This is a genomic window from Pseudomonas sp. CCC4.1, assembly GCF_035019225.1.
In the GTDB taxonomy this organism is placed as follows: domain Bacteria; phylum Pseudomonadota; class Gammaproteobacteria; order Pseudomonadales; family Pseudomonadaceae; genus Aquipseudomonas; species Aquipseudomonas bubulae.
In genome coordinates, this window is sequence record NZ_JASJWL010000001.1 from 86,973 (window position 1) to 106,964 (window position 19,992).

Here is a 19,992-nt window from a genome sequence, read left to right on the forward strand (position 1 = left end):
GCGCAATGAACATGAGTGGCCGCAAGACAATGGCGATCATGCTGGCCGCCAGCTTCGCCTCGACCATTGGCGGCTTGCCGTTCAATACCTTGCCGATCCTGCTTGGCTCGATGGTTGACAGCCTGGGCTTCAGTGTCGAACGGGTCGGCCTGCTGGGTGCCGTTTGTTTTGCCGGCTACCTGCTGGGCACCCTGATGGCCGTCGTGCTGATCGACCGTTTGAACTGGCGCTGGCTGACGCTGGGCTGCGCCACTGGCGCGGCTGCAGCGTACTGGATGACGTCATGGCTGCCCGCCACGGCGCAGTTGCCGTTGTGGGCGCTGATTGGCTTTTTTGCCGCACTCATGACCTGCCTGGGCATGCGTATCATGGGCGAAATGGCCAACAAAGAGCGCGCCCTGGGCTTGCGCCTGGGCATTGAATTGGGGTTGGTGGCAGCCGTGTTATTCGCGCTGCCTTCGCTGGTCATCGCGTATTTCCACTACACCGGTGCCGTAGTAATGCTCGCAGCGATCATCCTGCTGCTGAGCCTCAGTGCCCTGGCATTGCCCAGGCGCGAGGACTTTATCGGAAGAGACATACCACCGCGGGATGGTTCGGTGTTGTCACGTTTTCAATTACCGCCAGCGGCTTATGCCGCGCTGGGGTTTTTCTTCCTGTTCGGCGCCGGGCAAATCGGCCTGTGGGCTTTCCTGGAGCGACTGGGCCATGGCCTGGCACTGCAACCGGGCGAACTGGGTATCGTTTTTGCCGTATTGAAACTGCTGGGAGGGGCCGCAGCACTAACTCTGGCCGCGGTCGGTGACCGCCTGGGCGTACGCGTGCCGCATCTCATCGTCATGCTGGTGCTGGGCACCGGGCTGTTGTTGCTGGGCAATGCCGAAGGCTTTGTGATGTATGCCGCGGGCGCATGGATCTGGGAAGTAGGTTTCACCTGGGGCTGCGTTTATCAGACAGCAGCAATTGCACGGCTGGACCGCAGTGGCCGCTCGATCATGCTGATCCCCGGCGCGTTTGCCTTGAGCTCCATGGCCGGGCCGGCACTGGCCGGGCAACTGGTGGGTCAGGGTTACACGATGCTGTTGTGGATAGCCGCTGCCTGTGCCGTGATTCCGGTACTGGCGTTCACCTGTTTGCTGGCCCGACGCTTGGATGGGGAGGGTGTTGCGGTCGAGCGGGTGGTGGTGGCGGTGTGAAACGCGATGATTGCTGGTTGGCGGCTTTGGCTGCAGCGGCTGTAAGCCTGTAATTTTCAGGCCCGTTGGTACCTATTCAGGTTAGAGTGCTCATCAATGAATCAATTGTTAAGTGAAGAATGAACCGTGCGCTGTTTGTTTCTCTGGATGGGCCCAAGGGCGCTGGAAAAACCACACTGCTGGAGGCCGTCACCAAAGCTCTGAGGGCAGACAACAAAAAGGTGATCCGGCTTTGCGAGAAAAAAAGCGATCCCTATCGAGGTGAAACAATGGCCCTCGTCAACAAACTCGTCAGAAATCCCGGCCGGGAATTAGAGTTGCGGGTTTGTGAACGCCTTGCTGACAGCCGTACCTGGATATCCCGGCACGTATTGGCTAAGCAGCCACCCGACAGCATCATCCTGATTGATCGCTGGTACCCCTCTGATGCCGCATTTCGCCGGATAATCCCGTTTGCAGAGATTCTGCAGTTGAACATTGATCGAAACGTGCAAGTCCCGGACCTGCATGTCGGGGTTGTCACCGACCCTGATATTTCATGGGCGAGGGCAGCGGCCCGCTCGCGAGGGCTGAACAGTACGGTGATCCATAAGCTGGAAGAACATGTTGCCTGTACCCAGGCGTTCGAGCGGGCGATTGCAGATCACGGCTGGGTTTTATGCCGTAATGAAGGAACCATCGAAGACGCAACGATGCAGGTGATTTCGCAGATCCATAGAGTGCTTCGATAGCCCTTAGAGGAAGTTTTCGGCACCGGTGTAGACAGGGTTTAGATAGCCGTTGCGTGCAGATGGACTGGCTCCTTTTGTACGGTAGAATTACGGGCCGCACATTTGAAAGATGAACTGCGCCATGAACAGTACGATTGCCAACCTCATCGAAAGCTGGCTGGATTCGCCTGAGATAGAACGCTGTTCGCTCCACGCAACGCTCCAGTTCGGCGATGAATTCGAGCAAGCCTGCCTGGGCAGCGCGTTGAACGGGAAAGCCATTCGCGAGAAATTGATTCCACTGCGGTACGGTATTGAATCTGCCCACGATTACGAACTGAGAAGGCTGGCTAAGCTTCTGAAGGCAGATGCTACCTTTACGCTGGCAAACATGTACCTGTCGGGAAGCGATAATCAGGATGTCTACAGGGCAGCTAAGTCTATCCCGGGCTGTAATCTGGACTTACAACTTCGTGGCGAGTTGTTCACCGAAGACCTAGGGTTGTAACCCATCTAAATCTTTGAGCAGCCCAACTCCTGCAGCTCTACTGTGGGCCTGGGCAGCTTCATAATCCAGTCCCCTGGATGACGGATCGGCTGTTTTTGGTGTTCTAGCCAGCCGTAAATGGGACTATATCTCGACAACAGGCCCACAAAAAGACTTGCTATAGACCACCCCCAAGATAGAATGAGCGTACGGTAAGGCAATTTTCAGCCGCGGGAGGGGGTCTGGCCCGGAAACAGAGCTTTTGCTGCCCCAAAAATGGGACGCGCAAGGAGATTTCGCAAATGCGAGTCGAAACAGTCAGTTTTTTAAAAAAATACGCATCTGATCTGCCTCTTGATGAGCCAATGGTTGTCACTCAAAACGGTATTCCAGCCTACGTAGTGGAGTCTTACGCTGAGCGTAAACGCCGCGATGAAGCAATTGCGCTGGTGAAACTACTCGCCATCAGTTCCCGCGATCATGCCCAAGGCAAGCACTGTTCTACTGATGAACTAAAAGCACGCTTGAGCAGGAGGTTTGCTGACACATAACAATATGAGAACCGTACATGACGCTGCTATCAGACCGCTACTCTGTGATCTACACTCACACAGCTGAACTAAGTGTTGAAGACCAGATAGAACATCTGGCTATCCATCAAGGGGTAGAGTCTGCTTTTAAACGCATGATTTGTTCGCTTGACGGGGTAGAGCAAAAGCTTGCAAGCAATCCGAAGGGTTATAAAGTCAGTCCGCAAGCCAGCGAGTTAGGCGTTCTCCATTACCATGAACTTAACACCGATAGATTGCGGGTTTTCTACGAAATCATAGAAGGCGAACTTCTTGTTGTCGTTCACTTGGTACTGGGTGAGAAACAGAGTGTCGAAGATGCGCTCATCCGTAACTGTCTGCTGCTACCACTGCGCACCGAGTAACCAACCCATATAAAAAGATGATGATCACTGCAGGTCGCAGCACAAATCTATCGACATAATCCGTACTCCTACCCAAAGTTTAAACACCGTCCAGAAATGAATGTAAAACCGAACTCATGTGAAACGGGATCACGTTGAGAAATCCTGGTGAAGCAACCAGATGAGCAGGGGAAGTATTCACTAGCTCTCCATTATGTGCATCGCCAGATCCCAATCAGGGTCGTTGTCTCCCCATTGGTTCGCCATGCAGAGTAATGCCAACCCTTTTTTACGACATGCCTCCCAGCCTCCACGGAGATTATTAGCCAGTGCCTGCCCTTCTTTGCGCAACTGGATGTCTTCATCAGACATTTCAGCCCATGAGTCGATGGCGTCGAAAATGTCATCTCCAGTTGGCTCATCATCCATGATTTCCCTAAGCTCCCTAATCTGCTCATAGGCCTCTCGGCACTCTGCACGAAGCAACTCACAGAAGATATGAAAGCCTTCGTCCGAATCCTCATCGACTTCATCATTATCGCCATCTTCTTGTAGAAAAAACGGGATCTGGGCATAGTTCTTGAACCGCTTACCTCCTTGATCGCGGCGAATGAGCGCATTGAGAAAGTCTTCCTCGCTGAACTGTGCATGCTGACACAGCCATCCTGCTTGCACATTCAACCACTTTGCCTCAGAAACCTGCGCACTAAGCACTTTCAGGTATTGTCCAGGTGTAGTCCCTTTTAGCAGTAGTCTTTGAACGGCGTACATCGCTTCAAAGGCAGTTACTGATGCCTCATACGTTTTCGCAACTCGATCGGCAATGACCATGCCGGCCATGAAGTGCTTACGCTCGGCTGCGATGGCTGCTTCGTTTTTGGGCTTAGGTTTTGGGCAAGAAGGCTGGCTGGCTTCAGCGGCCCGCGCCAAGCCGATTACAACCTCGTACGAGGCATCACCAGGAGTGATCTGAGAGTCAGGGAATACATCGCGCACGCACTGCACGATATACGGTGCGCGCGAAGTGCCACCAGCCATCAAGATACGAGGTGACTGCTCAGGAAGTTGTTTGCGGACCTCCACCAGGAAGTCGCGCAAGCTATCCGTCATGCGTTCCGTGCATACTACAAGGCCTTCACGTGAGGCCTCCATCAACAAGCCAGATTCGATGTAACTCAGGGGTTGCGCGGTTAAGGCAACTTCGCTAAGGGCAATTTTCAATTGCTCTACATCATGATTGACCTTTACGGTCACGCCGGGTTGTTGCAGTGTTTTCAACCGCGAAAGAAATGGCGTCCCCACCGTGGTCAACGGGTGCCTGATGAACTTCCTTTGTTCACCCAAGTCGCTGACATTGGCAGCGTTGCGATACACATGCTTAGGCAAGACCGGATTATCCAGCCAGCCAAATAAGGGCATGGCCGCGTACATCGACAAGGCTCGGTCGATATCTGTTCCGCCTTTACCCCAACCCCATGCCTGATGGATAACTGGTGCGTGAACCCCGCTACCGACTCTGGCATAGGCCAAATCAGTGGTACCCCCCCCGATGTCGATGATCAGCACATCGTGTGCTGGTTCTGTAGAGCGGTATCCATATGCAACCGCGCAAGGCTCATCCAGGAATTGAATGTCAGTGAATCCCGCATTCAACGCGGCGGTCTTCAAAGCCTGCCGCGCGTACTCCGAACTTTGCTCGGCCCCACCACGAAACTGGACAGGATGTCCCAGGGTCACATCGGTAATCTCAAGTCCCAACTGGCGGCTAGCAGTCGAACGAATATGCTTGAGGATTCCAGTAACCGACCCAATGACCACATCTTCCGATTCAGGATCGAGCTTGAACCCGAGCATCGACTTTGGCGATTGAACAACTCTGCCTGGTTCCTGACTGTAAAGTGCGTCGATCGCTTCCTCGCCGAATAGACCGTTGGCTTTGCGCAGGCTTAAGCGTTCTTGCGAAGTGGCGATGTCTTGCTGGGCGCGCCAGTCACGTTTGATATTGACATAGGTGCGCTGACGGACTTCATCGTCTGTGTGTTGCTTGGGCTTTGTCAGCAACTTCCGGCGTTGCGCCAGTTGTTCGGCAGTTTGACTGAAGAGTCCTTTTCGGGATCTTTCGATCTCTGAAAGTCGGGCTCTATATAACGCGTATTCTTCGCTGTAAAGGCTGCGCGCCAATGCTACGGAGTTGTCGATTTTGCGAATGTGTTCTGCGGTAAGGACGAAGTCCGAATCCGGCACGTGGCGGTCCGGGAAGAACACTGCTGTGCGAAACTGCAAGCTCTGCCCAAACCGGATGTGCTCGATAGTGCCGTTGATGGAAACCGCTGCGCTGCAAAAACTGGTACCAAAATCGACGCCGAGTCGCATGGGGTAATGCTCCTTGTATGACACAGCATGGCCTCCATGCAGCGTTGGTAAAGGTTGTCGGCGGCACGACGGATTTCTTGAACATAGGAAGCGAGGACAAAGCTTTTGCAGCGTTTAGGCTTCGGTATGAATATGGGCCAAGGCCATGGGGATAGTCATCATGACCAGAGACTGCACACAACGCTTTCGTGCGAACACACCTGCGGCCCTTAGTCCGAAATCTATCTTAGGAATTGTGCAAAGGCGCCCAACCACAGCTGGGCGCCATTTGAATCAGCCAGTGTGGTGACTCTTTGCAAGGCCGTAGACGGAGGTATTGATCCCTTCGAAGCGCGCTTTTAGCTGCAGCGCCAGATACAGCGAATAATGCCGCGACTGATGCAGGTTGCCACCGTGGAACCAGAGGTTTTCCTGCTGTGTCGGCTTCCACATGTTGCGCAGTTCGCCCTCGTAAGGGCCAGGATCATTCGTGGTGCCAGAACCCAGGCCCCAGCAGCGCCCGACTTTGTCAGCTACTTCCTGGGAAATCAGCTTTGCCGCCCAACCATTCATTGAGCCATAGCCTGTGGCGTAGACGATCAGATCTGCCGGTAGGCGGCTGCCATCGTTGAGTACGACGGCATCGGCTTCGATACATTCGACACCAAGGCCAGGTGCGCTCTTGAGCTTGATCGTGCCGTTAGCGATCAGTTCGCTGGCGCCGACATCGATGTAGTAACCCGAACCACGGCGTACATACTTCATGAAAAGGCCAGACTCGTCGTCACCGAAATCGAGCATGAAGCCAGCCTTGGCCAGGCGCTCGTAGAAGTCCTTGTCACGCTCCTTGATCGCCGCAAAGATGGGTTGATGAAAGCCTGGCATCACCTTGTACGGGATCGAGGCGAACAGCATGTCGGCCTTGTCCGTGGTCAAACCCGTCTCCAGGGCGTCTTCCGAGTAGAGCCCGCCGAAGACCAGCTCCATCAGACTGTCGGAACGCACGATGTGGGTGCTGGAGCGCTGCACCATGGTCACCTCGGCGCCGTTCTCCACCAGGTCGGCGCAGATGTCGTGAGCCGAATTGTTCGCACCGATGACCACCGCGCGCTTGCCGCTCCAGGCGTCGCCACCGAGATGGCGGCTGGAATGATACTGCTGCCCATTGAAAACCTCGGCACCCGGATAACGTGGCACATTGGGTACGCCAGACATGCCGGTGGCGAGAATCAACTGGGTCGGTAGTAGCGTCACAGGTTCGCCATCACGCTGTACTTCAACCTTCCAGGTGCCACTTTGCTCGTCAAAGCTGGCGCTCACGCATTCCGTACGCGGCCAGTAATTGAGCTCCATGACTTTGCTGTACATTTCCAGCCAGTCGCCAATCTGGTCTTTTGGGGTGAAAACCGGCCAATGATCGGGGAAGGGCAGGTAAGGCATATGGTCGTACCAGACAGGGTCGTGCAGACACAGCGACTTGTAGCGACCACGCCACTGATCGCCGGGTCGGTCAGCCTTGTCGATGATCAGGGTAGGCACGCCCATTCGCTTGAGCCGCGCAGCGAGCCCCAGCCCCCCCTGACCGCCGCCAACGATCAGGCAATAGGGTTGAGTGGTGATCCCCAGCGATGCTTCTTCATCGCGGCGGCGCTCCAGCCAGTTGCGCTTGTCAGCGTGGGCGTGACCATGACTGGCACCCATCGGACGACGGCGACCACTGGGTTCTTCAAAACCTTTGAGCTCGCGCATGGCCGTCAGCAGCGTCCAGCACAAACCATCCTTCAGCCGCACATAGCCTTTACCTCGCGCCGCTTGTGTTTCCAGGCTGATCCAGCCTTCGAGTACACCGTTATTCAGCGCCGCTTCACCTTCCACTTTCCACCGCTCGGGGCGAGTCTGGTCGAGGCGTGTTTCAAGCAGGTCGCGAATGGCAGGTTTGCCTTCCAGGGTCACCAGGTTCCAACTGAAAAGCAGCAGGTCGCGCCAGTGACACTCGCTGGCAAACAATGCCAGCGTGCCGTCCAGATCACGCTGGGCGAGACGTTCGTTGAGGCTCTCGATCCAAGCGGCAAGCTGAGCCGTAGGCGTGTGCAGGGGGGTTTCGACAGCGATGTTCATGGGGGCTTCTCCCGATCTTGTTGTTTTAGTAACAACTTACCCAGAGCAAGGCCCGGGCCATCTCTATCAAAACCCCGTTGCAGAGCCGTTGCGGCATTACGGCTCAGATCTTGATCCGGATCTCTGTCACGTTTCTGGAAATGCTGATGACAGAGTGTCACCCGGTGCAAAAAGCGCTCGTTGCAATCTTTTCATATAAGCTGCCAACAGACCCGTGTCCTGACCGTAACGGAGAACAAGAATAATGAAGCCGGCCTTGATCAACGCCCATGCACAACAAGTGCTACAAGCCGTGCAGGGCACTGTCGCCAGCCACAGCCCTGGTGCTGACCTGGCCATTACACGCTCCTGGCGCCGCTGCCTGGACCAGTATCAGCTCGACCCTGCCAGTCGCCGCGCACCTAACGTGGTTGAGCATCCACGCTTGCAGGATCACCGCGCGCCACTGGAGCACATCATCGCCGTGGCGCATTGGCAGATGAGCAACTTGCACCAACAACTCGGGCGTGACGGCCATGTGGTACTACTCACCGATGCACGGGGGGTGGCCATCGACAGCGTGTTCAACGAATCCGAGCGAGCAGAGGTTCAGCGTTCCGGGTTGTGGCTCGGCTCGGTATGGAGTGAAGATTGTGAGGGCACCAACGGTGTCGGTACCTGCCTGGTCGAGCGACAGCACGTCACCATCCGCCGTGATGAGCATTTCCGTGGCAAGCACGTCGGACTTACCTGCTCGGCGAGCCCGATATTCGATGCGAGTGGAGAGCTGCTAGCCGTACTCAACCTTTCATCCGTGAGGGATGACCACAGCCTTCAGCAACACTTCCAGGCCATGGCATTGACCAGCTTGTCAGCCAGGCTGATCGAGAGCTCGTTTTTCCTGGGGCATGACCCGCATCGCTACTTGCTGCGCTTGCACCCTGAGGCTGGTTTCGTCGGGCTGCTGGGTGAAGGTCTGCTCAGTTTCGACGAGAGTGCCCGTATCTGTTCAATCAATCATGCTGCGCTGGATCTGCTGGGCCTCAGCCGTGACCAGGTGGTTGGGCAGCCTCTGACAATGCTGCTGGAAACACCTGTGGATCAGATAATGAGTCAGGCCAGCGCTCAGACGAGTGTCTGTTGGCCAATGCGGCTGGTGGACGGGCGCCTGATCTACGGACAGTTGCGGGAACCCGTGCACCGATCGCCTTTGCTAACGCCGCCAGCGCCCATCATCAACGACGTGCATGTATGCCTGGAAGACCCGCGTCTGCAACGCGGCTTTGCCCGCGCATTACGGGTTTTGGAGCGAGACGTTCCCGTATTTTTACAGGGCGAAACCGGTACCGGCAAAGAAGCTTTTGCGGCAGCGCTGCATCGTGCCAGCTCCAGAGCGGGCCAGCCGTTTGTGGCGATCAATTGCGCGGCCATTCCGGAAACGCTGATCGAAAGCGAGCTGTTCGGCTATCGTGGTGGCAGCTTCACCGGCGCACGCAAGGACGGGATGGTCGGTAAACTTGAGCAGGCCCATGGCGGCATTCTATTTCTCGATGAAATCGCCGATATGCCCCTGGCGCTTCAGACCCGACTGCTGCGAGTGCTGGAGGAGCGTCAGGTGATGCCGCTAGGTGGCGCGACAGCACGTCCGCTCGACGTACGCCTTATCAGTGCGAGTCACCAGGATCTGAACGCCGGTGTGGTCGGGGGGCGCTTTCGCGAAGATCTGTTTTATCGCATTGCCGGGTTCACCGTGCAGCTTCCACCGTTGCGTGAACGATCAGACAAGGGCAGTGTGCTCGACCTTCTGCTGCTCGAAGAGACAAAAGGTACAAGAATCCGGCTGGAGGCCGGCGTCAGAGAGCGCTTGCTGAGGCAACCCTGGCCGGGCAATGTCCGGCAGCTGCGTACGTGCCTGCGCACGCTGGTAGCGTTGTCATTGGAGGGGCGTGTCACTCTGGACGATTTGGCGGAGTTGCTGCCGGCAGTAGCAGTGCCAGTCGCGTTGGCCGAAGATCCGCTTGGCTTATCCGAACGGCAGACGCTACTGGCATTGATCGAGGCAGAACATTGGCATATCGCCCATGTTGCAGCCCGCCTGGGGATTAGCCGAAATACGCTCTATCGCAAATTGCGACACCACGGTATTTCACGGCCTGGTTGAAAGGAAAGCGACAGTGCCGCGCTTCCTGTCACTGTGTACCTGCACCGGGGATACAAACGATAAATGTTCTCGAGCTTTCCCCTCGATCAGCGTTTTTAATTCGATCTATAGTCTCTGTTCCTGAAAATGCTTACGGAACGTTCGATATGAGGCTTAAATCTGCCAGGTCCAATACGCGTTTTACACCCAGTCATCATGTTGAACGTGAAGTACATGACCTGTGCACCTGTAGCTCGCCGGATATACAGGACTTTCACGCGAGAATGATGCTTGATCTGTCTCGACGTGACGTCTATAGCGGTATCAAACCCAAAGGTGCACAACTTTCTGCAGTGCGCGCATCGAGTGCCTCAGGACAAGGTACAAACGCTGAATCCAGCGCGAGCACGCTGTTGCTCAAGAATCTTCGCTTATTCAACGGTAGCGCTGTGCTTGACGATAACGTCTGCATCCTGATCAAGGGTGGCGTGATCGACTCACTGCTACCCGCCAATACAGAGGTTGAAGGCGCCGTGGTTATCGATTGCGGGCGAAGAGTGGTGATGCCGGGATTGATTGATGCCCATTGGCACACTACGTTAGCGGGCATCACGCAACTTGACGCGATGAGCGCAGACCCGGGCTATATCCATTTAGTCGCCGCCCGCGAAGCAGAAAGCACCTTGATGCGCGGCTTTACGACGGTTCGCGATCCTGGAGGACCTTCGTTCGCATTGAAGCGTGCCATTGATGAGGGTGTTATTGCAGGGCCTCGTATTTATCCTTCCGGCGCAATGATTTCACAGACCTCTGGCCACGGTGATTTCAGGAAGCGATCAGAGATTCCCCGCAGCTCACTCAGACCACTGAGCGTGACTGAGCAACTGGGTGCTGCAGCCATAGCTGATGGCGATGCCGAAGTGCTCCGACGGGCCAGAGAACAGCTTATGCTTGGGGCATCACAGCTAAAATTGATGGCCGGTGGCGGCGTTGCGTCTACGTATGACCATCTCGATAGCACCCAGTTTATGGAGTCAGAATTAAGAATGGCGGTTGAAGCCGCTGCCGATTGGGGCACCTATGTGATGGTGCATGCGTACACGCCCAGAAGTATCCAGCGTGCCATTCGCGCCGGTGTGAAATCGATCGAGCATGGCCAACTGGCGGATGAAGAAACCGCGCGCATGATGGCAGACAACGATATCTGGTGGAGTCTTCAGCCTTTTCTGCAAGATGAAGATGCCAATGTTTATCCTGATCCTGTACGGCGTGAGCGCCAGCGCGTGGTGGCTGAGGGCACCGCGAGAGCCTATGAGTTTGCTCAGCGCTTCAATATAAAAACGGCCTGGGGGACTGATGTTTTATTTAATCCGCAAAAGACATCCACTCAGGGAAGACAGCTTGCAAAGTTGACCCGGTTTTACGCTGCACACGACGTCGTGAACATGGCGACAAAGATGAATGGGGACCTGTTGGGGCTGTCGGGAGCCCGCAATCCATATCCCGGTAAAATTGGCCGGATAGAAGCAGGTGCATTGGCTGATCTGTTGGTTGTCGAGGGAGATCCCACGGTGAGCCTGGGGTTTCTGGAGGCCCCGGATGCAACTCTCAGCATGATTATGAAAGGCGGGAAAATATATAAGAAGAACTTCTAATCATCCATCATAAACAGAGAGAGTCTTCATGATCACACTTCACCACCTCAACGCGTCCCGATCACTGCGTATTCTTTGGCTGCTTGAAGAAATGGGAGAGCCTTACACCCTGATTCGCTATCAGCGTGATCCTGCCACTCATCTCGCCCCTGCCTCACTGAAAGACATTCACCCGCTGGGCAAGTCACCGGTGATTGAGCTCGACGGACAAGTGCTGGTTGAATCCGGCGCCATCGTCGAATACTTGATTCGCCGCTTTGCGCCCCGGCTGGAGCCCGCGTTCAGCTCACCGGATTATCTTCAGTACCTGCAATGGATTCATTTTGCAGAAAGCTCGGCGATGGTGCCGGTGCTACTCAAGCTGTTCACCCAGTTTGAAATCAATGCAGGGACTCAGCTCAAGTTCCTGGACGGCTATACCCGGACTGAGTTCGATAAAGTACTGAGGTTTCTGGACAGTACGCTTGCGAACAGAACCTTCATTGTGGGGGACACATTGTCAGGGGCTGACTTCATGCTGGCTTTTGTTGCCATCACGGTGGTCGAGCAGATGAAGTGCGGGGCGCAGTACCCACATCTGCAGGCTTACCTGCAACGCCTGGCAGCACTGGACAGCTGGAAGCGAGCATTGAAGCTTGAGCATGAACTCGACGAATAGTTGAGAGGCGGCTGGTCATAGGGGGGCCTTGCTCGTGATGATCTTCAGGGCCGCGCATTTACCCAGTAACTACGCATCATCGTTAACGACCATCGCGAGCAAGCCCGCTCCCACAGAGGCTGGAGCAGATTGTATCCGAGCCCCACTGGAAGTATCCGAACGGCAGACGCTGCTGAGGGGGACCGAGTCGATAGAGGTCGAGCAGGGCCTGCCTGGGCGCCGATAGTGTCTTTTCATCAGGCCAGATTACAGTTTCCAGGGCAGGGCTGGATCGTCCTGGTTCAAACCCTGGACTTCACAAAGCTTCACATTTGCACGGCGGGAAAGCTGGGGGATATGGGTTAGCATCGCGGCGCAGCCTTGGGGCGCAAGCGTGGTAACAACAACGGCTTAAAACGGCTCACAACCGTTTGAAGACCGGGATCCCGGTAAAAAGGTCTCTTTATTGTGTCTAATGGCAACTCAAACCGTTGGTTAGTCCTCATGTCGGTCATTCTGGCTTTTATGCCGATTGTCCTGGATTACACCATTCTTCATGTCGCGGTTCCGTCACTGACCCTTGCGTTGCAAGCAACGGGCACCGAGATTCTGTGGATCATCGACATCTACCCGTTGTTGATGGCCAGCCTGCTGATTCCCATGGGCACGCTTGCGGACAGGGTCGGCCATCGCCGAATGCTGCTGGCCGGGCTGGGTATCTTCTGCGCAGGTTCGGTATTGGCCGCCTTTTCTCCCAATGTCGGATCGTTGATCGGGGCACGGGCGTTCATGGCCTTCGGCGGCGCCATGGTCATGCCCAGCGTCCTCGCGATTATTCGACAAACCTTTGAAGATCAGAGCGATCAAGCAGTAGCGCTGGGTATCTGGGGCGCTGTTGCCTCCACCGGAGCCGCCATCGGGCCCTTGGTCGGTGGTGCATTGCTTGAGCATTTCTGGTGGGGGTCGGTGTTCCTGATCAATGTGCCCGTGATGCTGCTGGTCATACCCTTGGTGATCGCCTACATCCCGCGACGAAGTGTGGTCGGCGATGGAAACTGGACCATTGGACAGTCCTTGATTCTGATCCTGGGTGTCATGGCAAGTGTTTACGCCCTCAAATCGGGCTTCAAAACCAACAGCTCTGTTTTCGTAACCGGTGCCTGTTTTGTCTTCGGAGCACTGATGCTTGTCTGGTTTGTACGCAAGCAGCTTCACACCACGACCCCGATGCTGGATCTGAGCCTTTTTTCCATTCCGGCGGTCAGCACCGGTATCGTCATGGCCCTGGTAACCATGGGTGCGCTTGCCGGGTTCGAATTGCTGCTGGCTCAAGAACTGCAGTTCGTCATGGGGCGTACCCCCCTGGAGGCCGGTATTTTCATGATGCCGCTGATGATTGCGGCTGCAATCGGTGGACCTCTTGCCGGGGTCATCCTTAAGGCGATTGGCCTGCGGTGGGTTGCGAGTTGCTCGTTGCTGGTGTCCGCGGCAAGTCTGGTCGGGTTGGCCCAGATACACCTGGGCAGCGGCGGGGTAGCCGTTATTGTGATGCTGGTGGCACTGGGGCTTTCCCTGAGCATTGGTTTGACCGCCTCGTCAGTGGCGATCATGAACAGTATTCCAATGGAGAAAGCGGGCTCTGCCGGAGCCCTTGAGGCCACGAGTTACGACCTTGGCACCGGATTGGGCATAACCGTTTTCGGTATTCTTCTCGTATCCACCTATGAAAAATCCATACAGCTGCCTGACGGCATTCCATCTGCCATGGCCGAGACAGCCGTCCGGTCTATTGGTGAAACGATGATTGCGGCCAAAACACTTGGAGGCATTCAAGGCCAGCAGCTTGCTGCAGCCGGGCAAAAAGCTTTTAGTGCCTCCCACAGCATGGTTTTACTGACGGCGGCTGCACTGGTCGGCGCATTGAGCCTGTTGGTCTGGTTTGTGTTGAAGCACCACAAAAGCAAATAGGGTCATGCCCGTGCAGGCAGTTGAAAAAACTTGCCTGCACGGGAACAAAAGCTCTTCTGTTTACCCAGGTCGGCAATTGGGTGATCTCCCGAGTGTGCAAGCAAATCGCCGATTGGCAGCGGGCAGGTGAGGAGGGCACTCAGGTGACGGTCAACGTCTCCTGCCAGCAGACAGCTGATGAGACCTTCTCTAGATTCTCAGGTGACGAATGAGATTAATTTGACGACTCCCAGTTCGAATCTGAAAAGCCAATCAATAACGGCTTGTGCCAAATTACAATAGCTGTAGCTGCAGTTAAATTGCTGTATTGCTGGCGTCAAGTGATAGTGAGTTTGCACGAATAAGGGAGTGACCAGCAAAGCAATAGCAACACCCGCCACTGCATAAACCCTTATCTTTAGCCAGCTACCACCAGCCAATCCAAATACTTCACCTATGAAAACCAAGATGCTTAAGATCAGACTGAAAATGGTCGTGGCCAACACAACAGGTACAACGACAGTATTATTTACTCTTCGCAAATCGTAGTGGGCAGTATCAAATTCCCTTACAAAGCCTTCATATATCCAGTTATCTTTAGGCAGTCCCCATGGTTGCTGCTTGACTTGCGCGTCAACAGCATCATTGAAGTACAGTGCCATAAGGTCTTTGCCTCTGGTCTTGTCCCCTGTCACGAAAAGGGGGTCCTCAACCAAATAAAACATATTGACACTGAATAGCTTCGACTCAATTGTGCGAATGTTATCGCCGGAATATTCAGGGATGAGTACGTTTTTATAGCCGTTATCGCGCCACGCAAGACGTTGCTCATAATAGGTGGAAATAGCGCGCTTGGCGGCGGCGGGGTACTTCTCAACCAAAGAAGTGCCAATATGAGATACCACAGCATTCTGGACGCCCCCCAAAACAAATCCAGATATTATGGCGGTAGCGATGATTGAATACAGGGCCTTTTCCAAATTAAACTCAAATTTAGACGCTACATATGCGGCAATCACAGCGCCAAGAATCGAAAACGTAACAAAGCCACCCAAGTCTGATTTCTTGGACACTGACTGGCTCCAGTCATACATCCTTAGACTGAGCAATTCCTCGACGCCAGAGACAGCAGAGTGATCGCTAAGTGTGTGGATCAAGTGCAAATTAATAAACATACCGAAAAGTGCAGCAACTGAAATTATAATTTTTGGCAGGGTTTTGATCATGCAATCTCAATCCTTAGTGATCGACTTGACTAGCGTGCTTATGGGTTTAGTGATTCTAGCAAGAATTGGCAGGTTTAATGGCGCTGTCGCGCTATCTCGATGACGGCGGCGTACCCATTTTGAAGGACGTCCTCATGCGCCTGTCGACTCAGCGGGCAAGTGAGATTGCGGAGCTGCTGCCGCATCAAAGGGTGCCCCGATAACCAGGCAAGGTGTTTGAGCAAATAGTAGTGGGCTAGAATGCCGAATGCATAGACCTCAAGGACGCGCGATGATATTGCAACACAGGCCAGTGAAGGCAGATGACATCAAAACTATCTGTAGCTTTCCCCTTAACGCTCAGGAACTGTTTTATATGTTCCCGAAAGCTCAATACCCCCTGACTGAAGCTCAGCTGTCTAACGCTATTACTCAACGATTCGACTCGACGGTTGTCGAAGCGGGGAATAGCGTCGTCGGTTTTGCTAACTTTTATCGGGCTGAAACGGGTGGAGTTTGCTGTATCGGCAATGTCATCGTTGCCCAAGAGGCACGAGGTAAAGGTGTGGCGACCTTCATCGTGGAGACGATGACTGCTCTGGCGTTCGACCGCTATGACGCCACAGAGGTGCAGATCTCGTGCTTCAATGAAAATACAGCAGGCTTGCTGCTATATCCAAAACTAGGCTTCTTGCCCTTTGCTGTCGAAGAGAGAAGTTCTCTGGATAGTCGTAGATCAGCACTCATCCATATGACCCGCAGCAGAGCGGCCCGACCATAGCCTCACCTTGAAAGCCCGGTTAATGCAGCAGCTTTAGGTATTCAGCTCCCAACAGTCTCAATTGTGAGGCTCGGGGGGCTCTAGAGAATCCGCGGCTATTCAACGCCAGAATCGACTCGAAGTGGCAGACCAAGATGACGCCATCCAAATGAGCGTCTCGACTTTGGGCATAGGTATAGAAAGCCTGGACCGCAGGCAGATGTGCCGCCGCCGATAGTAAGCGCGGTGCCTGAGTTTGAGTTGGACGTAGATGAACAGAACGCGTATGGGCAACGGCTCCGGGTTAGCAGCGTGCACGAGCAGCGGAACACGCTGACCTGAAGAAAAGCGGCACTGAATCAGCTTCATCGGCAGCCACCTCATCGAAGTCTATGGTCCGTTGGGAGAGTGGACGTCAAAAGCGGATTCGTCGATTCAGTACCTTATGAACTTCATGAACATGATTTAACATAATATACATTATGCGAACCTTAGTATTGGGGCGTCAGGGTCAGTGGAGGCTGCTTTTCAACAGGCAGACTGGCATTATCAACCTCTGACCATCTTGGGATCAAAACCATGAACCCTGCACCAGGTACTGAAAACCAACGCTGGACTGTGACCTGCCAAGACGCTGCCGACAGCACTGGCGACATGATCGTGCCGTTGCCCGATGATCTGCTCAGCCAAATGGGCCTTGTCATTGGTGACACGCTGACCGTTGAAAAACAGCCTGACGGTTCGTTAACGCTGACCAAAATGTCTCAAGCCGCTCAAGGTTAATCAGCCATGAAAACAGATAACGAGTCTAGCAATCTGGAAGATCTGGAGGACGTTCGTATTGCTGAACAACGACTGTTAGAGATCAATGCAGATCGCACCAAAACGCTAACATTGGAAGAAGTTAACAGCCTGATTCCAGTCGAAAAATCGGACATTCCAGACAACGTTTACGCTGATATCGGCATGGCCAACCCCGAAGAAATGTTCAGAAAAGCTCGAATTGTTGCGCAAATCAGCCAGGTAATTACCTACTCAGAAGGCCGAATCTCAAGGGCTGTGGGCATCTTGGGGCTCAGTGAAACAGAGCTGAAAGAGCTTCTACACGGGCACTTTCATGACTATCGGGAGGCCGATCTGATGGAATTCCTTGAGAAACTTCACCAGGACAAGAGTTTCGCGGGCGCGAAACTGGGTGAATGAGAGGCCAATTCTGCTATTATCGGTCTTTTTAAGATGATTAGGTTATAACTCTACTAAATGGTTGTTTAGTTTAGTTATAATAGGAGTTTTTGAATCTCAGAATAAAACGCCCGTCCCGCCCGGAAAGTATCCCTCTGAAAGCTGGCTGGCGAATCGACCTGATGCCCAGACCGAACAACGGCGAATCAAGCCGGTTCAAGCAGTTCTCCTCCCCCTGTTTCCCCTTCCGGACTGCTACTGGCGCATGGTGACATGCCCGCTCCGGCAGGGTCAGCGGATCAGGACTACCCTCCACTCGCCCGGATTTACGACTGGCTCCACTCTTAAGCCTGCCTATACCTCATGCCCGAAAGGCTTCAACTGCTGCTCAAACACCGCTACACCGTCCAGGTCGCGAAGGGTTACCGTGAGACTCTTGTCACGAGCATTAATGTTGACCTCGCCGAAGAACTGCAGCCCTGCCAGGGGCGAGATGTTCGGTTCAGTCGGTGCCTTCTCGAAGACCACCTGCGGGCCAAAGGTCATGTCCAGAGCACAAGACGGAAAACTGCCCGCATTCAAAGGTCCGGCGACAAATTCCCAGAACGGCTCAAATTGCTGGAACGCTGCTCGATCAGGATGATAGTGGTGAGCTGCACAGTAGTGCACATCGGCAGTTAGCCACACAACATCACGGACCTGTCGTTGGCGCAGGAAATCCAGTAACTCGCCAATCTCCATTTCTCGTCCCAACGGTTTGCCATTGTCGCCGTTGGCTATTGCCTCCCAGCGCGGTACTCCGGGCGACATTTCGCCATCCGCCACGGCCAGGCTAAGCGGCATATCGGCAGCGATCACTTTCCACTGGGCCGTTGAATGTGCCAGCGCCTGCTTGAGCCAGTCGAGTTGCGTACGCCCGAGAAACGCCGTCTGTGGGCCCGGGACAGCGGACAAGTTGGCGTCATTGCTCCCTCGGTAACTGCGTATGTCCAGCACAAAGAGCTCCAGTAAAGGTCCATAAGGGAGGCTCCGGTAGATGCGACCGTCCTTATCGCCAGGCTGAGGACGCATCGGGGAGTACTCGAGCCAGGCTTGCCGTGCCGGACCGAGCAGATCCCTGATGGCGGCACTGCCATAGCGTGAGTCAAGCTGTTTGCCTGACGACCAGTTGTTGGTCGTTTCATGGTCGTCCCACTGCCATATCTGCGGTACCTCGGCATTAAACCGCCGCACGTTCTCGTCCATCAGGTTGTATCGGTAGTTACCCCGGAAGTCGTCGACAGTCACCGCGACATGGCTTTTGGCTTCAGTGGTCAGGTTGCGCCAGACGCGACCATTTTCCACGACCTGTTGGGCCGGAACCGGGCCGTCTGCGTAGATAGTGTCGCCACTGTGCAAGAAAAAATCCGGCAAGCGTCGACGCATGGCGTCGTAGATGCGCATGCCGCCTATGTCAGGGTTGATGCCGAACCCTTGACCGACCGTATCACCACTCCATACAAAACGAATGTCCCGCGGCTGCCCTGGCACACTGCGCAGGTGCCCGAACCACGGTTCGCCCGCTGTTCCGGTGCGGGCGTCCTCGAACCAGGCGCGATAAAAGATAGATTGATCGGCGGGCAGCCCTCTGAGTTCAACCCGGGCGGTGTAGTCAGTGCCTGCATGTGCCTGCGCCGAAGCGGCGCGCCGGGGCTGAGCAAAAGTGCTGGTGGTGTCCCACTCAACCACCAGTTTGGCTGGTCTGTCACTACGGCTCCAGACCATCGCGCGGTCACCCAGTAGATCCCCGGATTGCACGCCGTCTGTCATCTGGGGCCTGTCCTGGACATTCGCCAGGATAGCCGGCGCGAGGCTGGGCAACACAAGTCCCGCAGAAAGCGTTTGGATCAGGCTGCGACGGCGGACTGGAAACTGTGACATGGATGATCTTCTCGAGTGGAAGGAGTCACTATTTAAGCCCCTGCCAATGACAGCCATGTTTCAGAGCAGCACAGCCACGTGCCGGCTATGCTGGATGTCTGATGGCACTTTCAGGCAGTGCAGATTGCCAAGGCGGTTGCACTGCCCCTCTGTGTTTGGCTGTTGATCTTGAGGGACGCACCATGATCCGCCCCACTGAGCAAGGCCCGATCAATGCTTGCGATGCAGCGCAGAGAACCCGCCCCAGCAACTACCCCGAGCCCTTCGCGTCCCTGATGCAGGGCCGCACCAAACGGCCTCTGGGTGATCTGTTCAACTTGAAGAATTTTGGCGTCAACCTTGTACACCTGCCGCCAGGCAGTCTCTCCGCCCTTCATCACTCGCACTCATTACAGGACGAATTTATCTATGTCCTGGAGGGTCATCCGACCTTGTTCAGAGGTGATGAAAGCGTGCAACTGGCTCCGGGGATGATTGCGGGCTTCCCCGCCAAAGGGCTTGCCCACCATCTGGAGAATAAAACTGACACCCTCTGCGTGGTTCTTGAAGTAGGCGACCGTAGTGTCGGAGATAGCGTGACTTACCCGTCAGACGATATACAGGCGGTGACGGCAGTCGACGGCACATGGCACTTCGTCCATAAAGATGGCAGCCCCTATGGCTGAAGGGCATCTGCGCGCCCTTTGCCCTCCCCCTGACATCCCCTCTTATCGGACTCTCGACACTGACAATTTGTCGCAGGCCCGGGTTTTTGTTAAAGTTATAAAACTAACCGTTTAGTACATAACTGT

At 54.8% G+C, this 19,992-nt stretch carries 17 protein-coding genes; 13 read left to right on the forward strand and 4 right to left on the reverse strand.

Translation table 11 applies throughout. From position 1 onward, the window contains the following. Positions 1-5 precede the first annotated feature (5 nt). The 5 genes from QN377_RS00365 (at position 6) to QN377_RS00385 (ending at position 3,327) form a co-directional block, all read left to right on the forward strand. Positions 6-1,196, forward strand: coding sequence for an MFS transporter (locus QN377_RS00365; protein WP_095019164.1), 1,191 nt, complete (start codon positions 6-8; stop codon positions 1,194-1,196). Between the two features lie 119 nt (positions 1,197-1,315). Further along, complete coding sequence (locus QN377_RS00370) at positions 1,316-1,927, forward strand: dTMP kinase (RefSeq protein ID WP_095019163.1); 612 nt, start codon at positions 1,316-1,318, stop codon at positions 1,925-1,927. Positions 1,928-2,048: 121 nt separating this feature from the next. After that, positions 2,049-2,414: a hypothetical protein gene (locus QN377_RS00375; RefSeq protein WP_095019162.1), complete on the forward strand. Its 366-nt coding sequence runs from the start codon at positions 2,049-2,051 to the stop codon at positions 2,412-2,414. A 281-nt stretch (positions 2,415-2,695) separates the two neighbouring features. After that, positions 2,696-2,944 carry a prevent-host-death protein gene (locus QN377_RS00380; protein ID WP_095019161.1) on the forward strand — a complete coding sequence of 83 codons (249 nt, stop codon included), beginning with the start codon at positions 2,696-2,698 and terminating at the stop codon, positions 2,942-2,944. Positions 2,945-2,961: 17 nt separating this feature from the next. Beyond that, the gene (locus QN377_RS00385; protein ID WP_095019160.1) at positions 2,962-3,327 is read left to right on the forward strand and encodes a type II toxin-antitoxin system RelE/ParE family toxin; all 366 of its coding nucleotides are present in this window, start codon (positions 2,962-2,964) and stop codon (positions 3,325-3,327) included. 180 nt (positions 3,328-3,507) lie between these two features. On the opposite strand, the gene QN377_RS00390 is transcribed toward QN377_RS00385, so the two are convergent. Further along, complete coding sequence (locus QN377_RS00390) at positions 3,508-5,679, reverse strand: Hsp70 family protein (RefSeq protein ID WP_095019159.1); 2,172 nt, start codon at positions 5,677-5,679, stop codon at positions 3,508-3,510. Between the two features lie 273 nt (positions 5,680-5,952). Next, positions 5,953-7,776 (reverse strand): NAD(P)/FAD-dependent oxidoreductase, encoded by a 1,824-nt coding sequence (locus tag QN377_RS00395; RefSeq protein ID WP_095023915.1) that lies wholly within the window; start codon positions 7,774-7,776, stop codon positions 5,953-5,955. Positions 7,777-8,020: 244 nt separating this feature from the next. Between QN377_RS00395 and QN377_RS00400 the strand changes: the two genes are divergently transcribed. The 4 genes from QN377_RS00400 to QN377_RS00415 all read left to right on the forward strand — a co-directional run bounded on the left by QN377_RS00400 (position 8,021) and on the right by QN377_RS00415 (position 14,155). Further along, positions 8,021-9,916: a sigma-54-dependent Fis family transcriptional regulator gene (locus QN377_RS00400; protein WP_095019157.1), complete on the forward strand. Its 1,896-nt coding sequence runs from the start codon at positions 8,021-8,023 to the stop codon at positions 9,914-9,916. 263 nt (positions 9,917-10,179) lie between these two features. Next, on the forward strand, positions 10,180-11,550 hold the full coding sequence (locus QN377_RS00405) for an amidohydrolase family protein (protein WP_322212887.1): 1,371 nt from the start codon (positions 10,180-10,182) through the stop codon (positions 11,548-11,550). 28 nt (positions 11,551-11,578) lie between these two features. Further along, positions 11,579-12,208: a glutathione S-transferase family protein gene (locus QN377_RS00410; RefSeq protein WP_322212885.1), complete on the forward strand. Its 630-nt coding sequence runs from the start codon at positions 11,579-11,581 to the stop codon at positions 12,206-12,208. Between the two features lie 483 nt (positions 12,209-12,691). Then, positions 12,692-14,155 (forward strand): MFS transporter, encoded by a 1,464-nt coding sequence (locus tag QN377_RS00415; RefSeq protein ID WP_095019155.1) that lies wholly within the window; start codon positions 12,692-12,694, stop codon positions 14,153-14,155. Positions 14,156-14,352: 197 nt separating this feature from the next. Here the strand turns inward: QN377_RS00415 and QN377_RS00420 are convergent, their stop codons facing one another. Further along, positions 14,353-15,360 (reverse strand): hypothetical protein, encoded by a 1,008-nt coding sequence (locus tag QN377_RS00420; RefSeq protein ID WP_095019154.1) that lies wholly within the window; start codon positions 15,358-15,360, stop codon positions 14,353-14,355. Positions 15,361-15,631: 271 nt separating this feature from the next. Here QN377_RS00420 and QN377_RS00425 point away from each other — a divergent pair, with 271 nt between their 5' ends. From QN377_RS00425 to QN377_RS00435, 3 genes are all read left to right on the forward strand, one after another. Next, complete coding sequence (locus QN377_RS00425) at positions 15,632-16,120, forward strand: GNAT family N-acetyltransferase (RefSeq protein WP_095019153.1); 489 nt, start codon at positions 15,632-15,634, stop codon at positions 16,118-16,120. 558 nt (positions 16,121-16,678) lie between these two features. Then, positions 16,679-16,882, forward strand: coding sequence for a hypothetical protein (locus tag QN377_RS00430; protein ID WP_095019152.1), 204 nt, complete (start codon positions 16,679-16,681; stop codon positions 16,880-16,882). Between the two features lie 6 nt (positions 16,883-16,888). Next, complete coding sequence (locus QN377_RS00435) at positions 16,889-17,302, forward strand: XRE family transcriptional regulator (RefSeq protein WP_095019151.1); 414 nt, start codon at positions 16,889-16,891, stop codon at positions 17,300-17,302. Positions 17,303-17,635: 333 nt separating this feature from the next. Here the strand turns inward: QN377_RS00435 and QN377_RS00440 are convergent, their stop codons facing one another. Next, on the reverse strand, positions 17,636-19,201 hold the full coding sequence (locus QN377_RS00440) for an alkaline phosphatase D family protein (RefSeq protein ID WP_322212884.1): 1,566 nt from the start codon (positions 19,199-19,201) through the stop codon (positions 17,636-17,638). Positions 19,202-19,383: 182 nt separating this feature from the next. Between QN377_RS00440 and QN377_RS00445 the strand changes: the two genes are divergently transcribed. Continuing rightward, on the forward strand, positions 19,384-19,866 hold the full coding sequence (locus QN377_RS00445; protein ID WP_095019149.1) for a cupin domain-containing protein: 483 nt from the start codon (positions 19,384-19,386) through the stop codon (positions 19,864-19,866). The last annotated feature ends 126 nt before the right edge of the window (positions 19,867-19,992 follow it).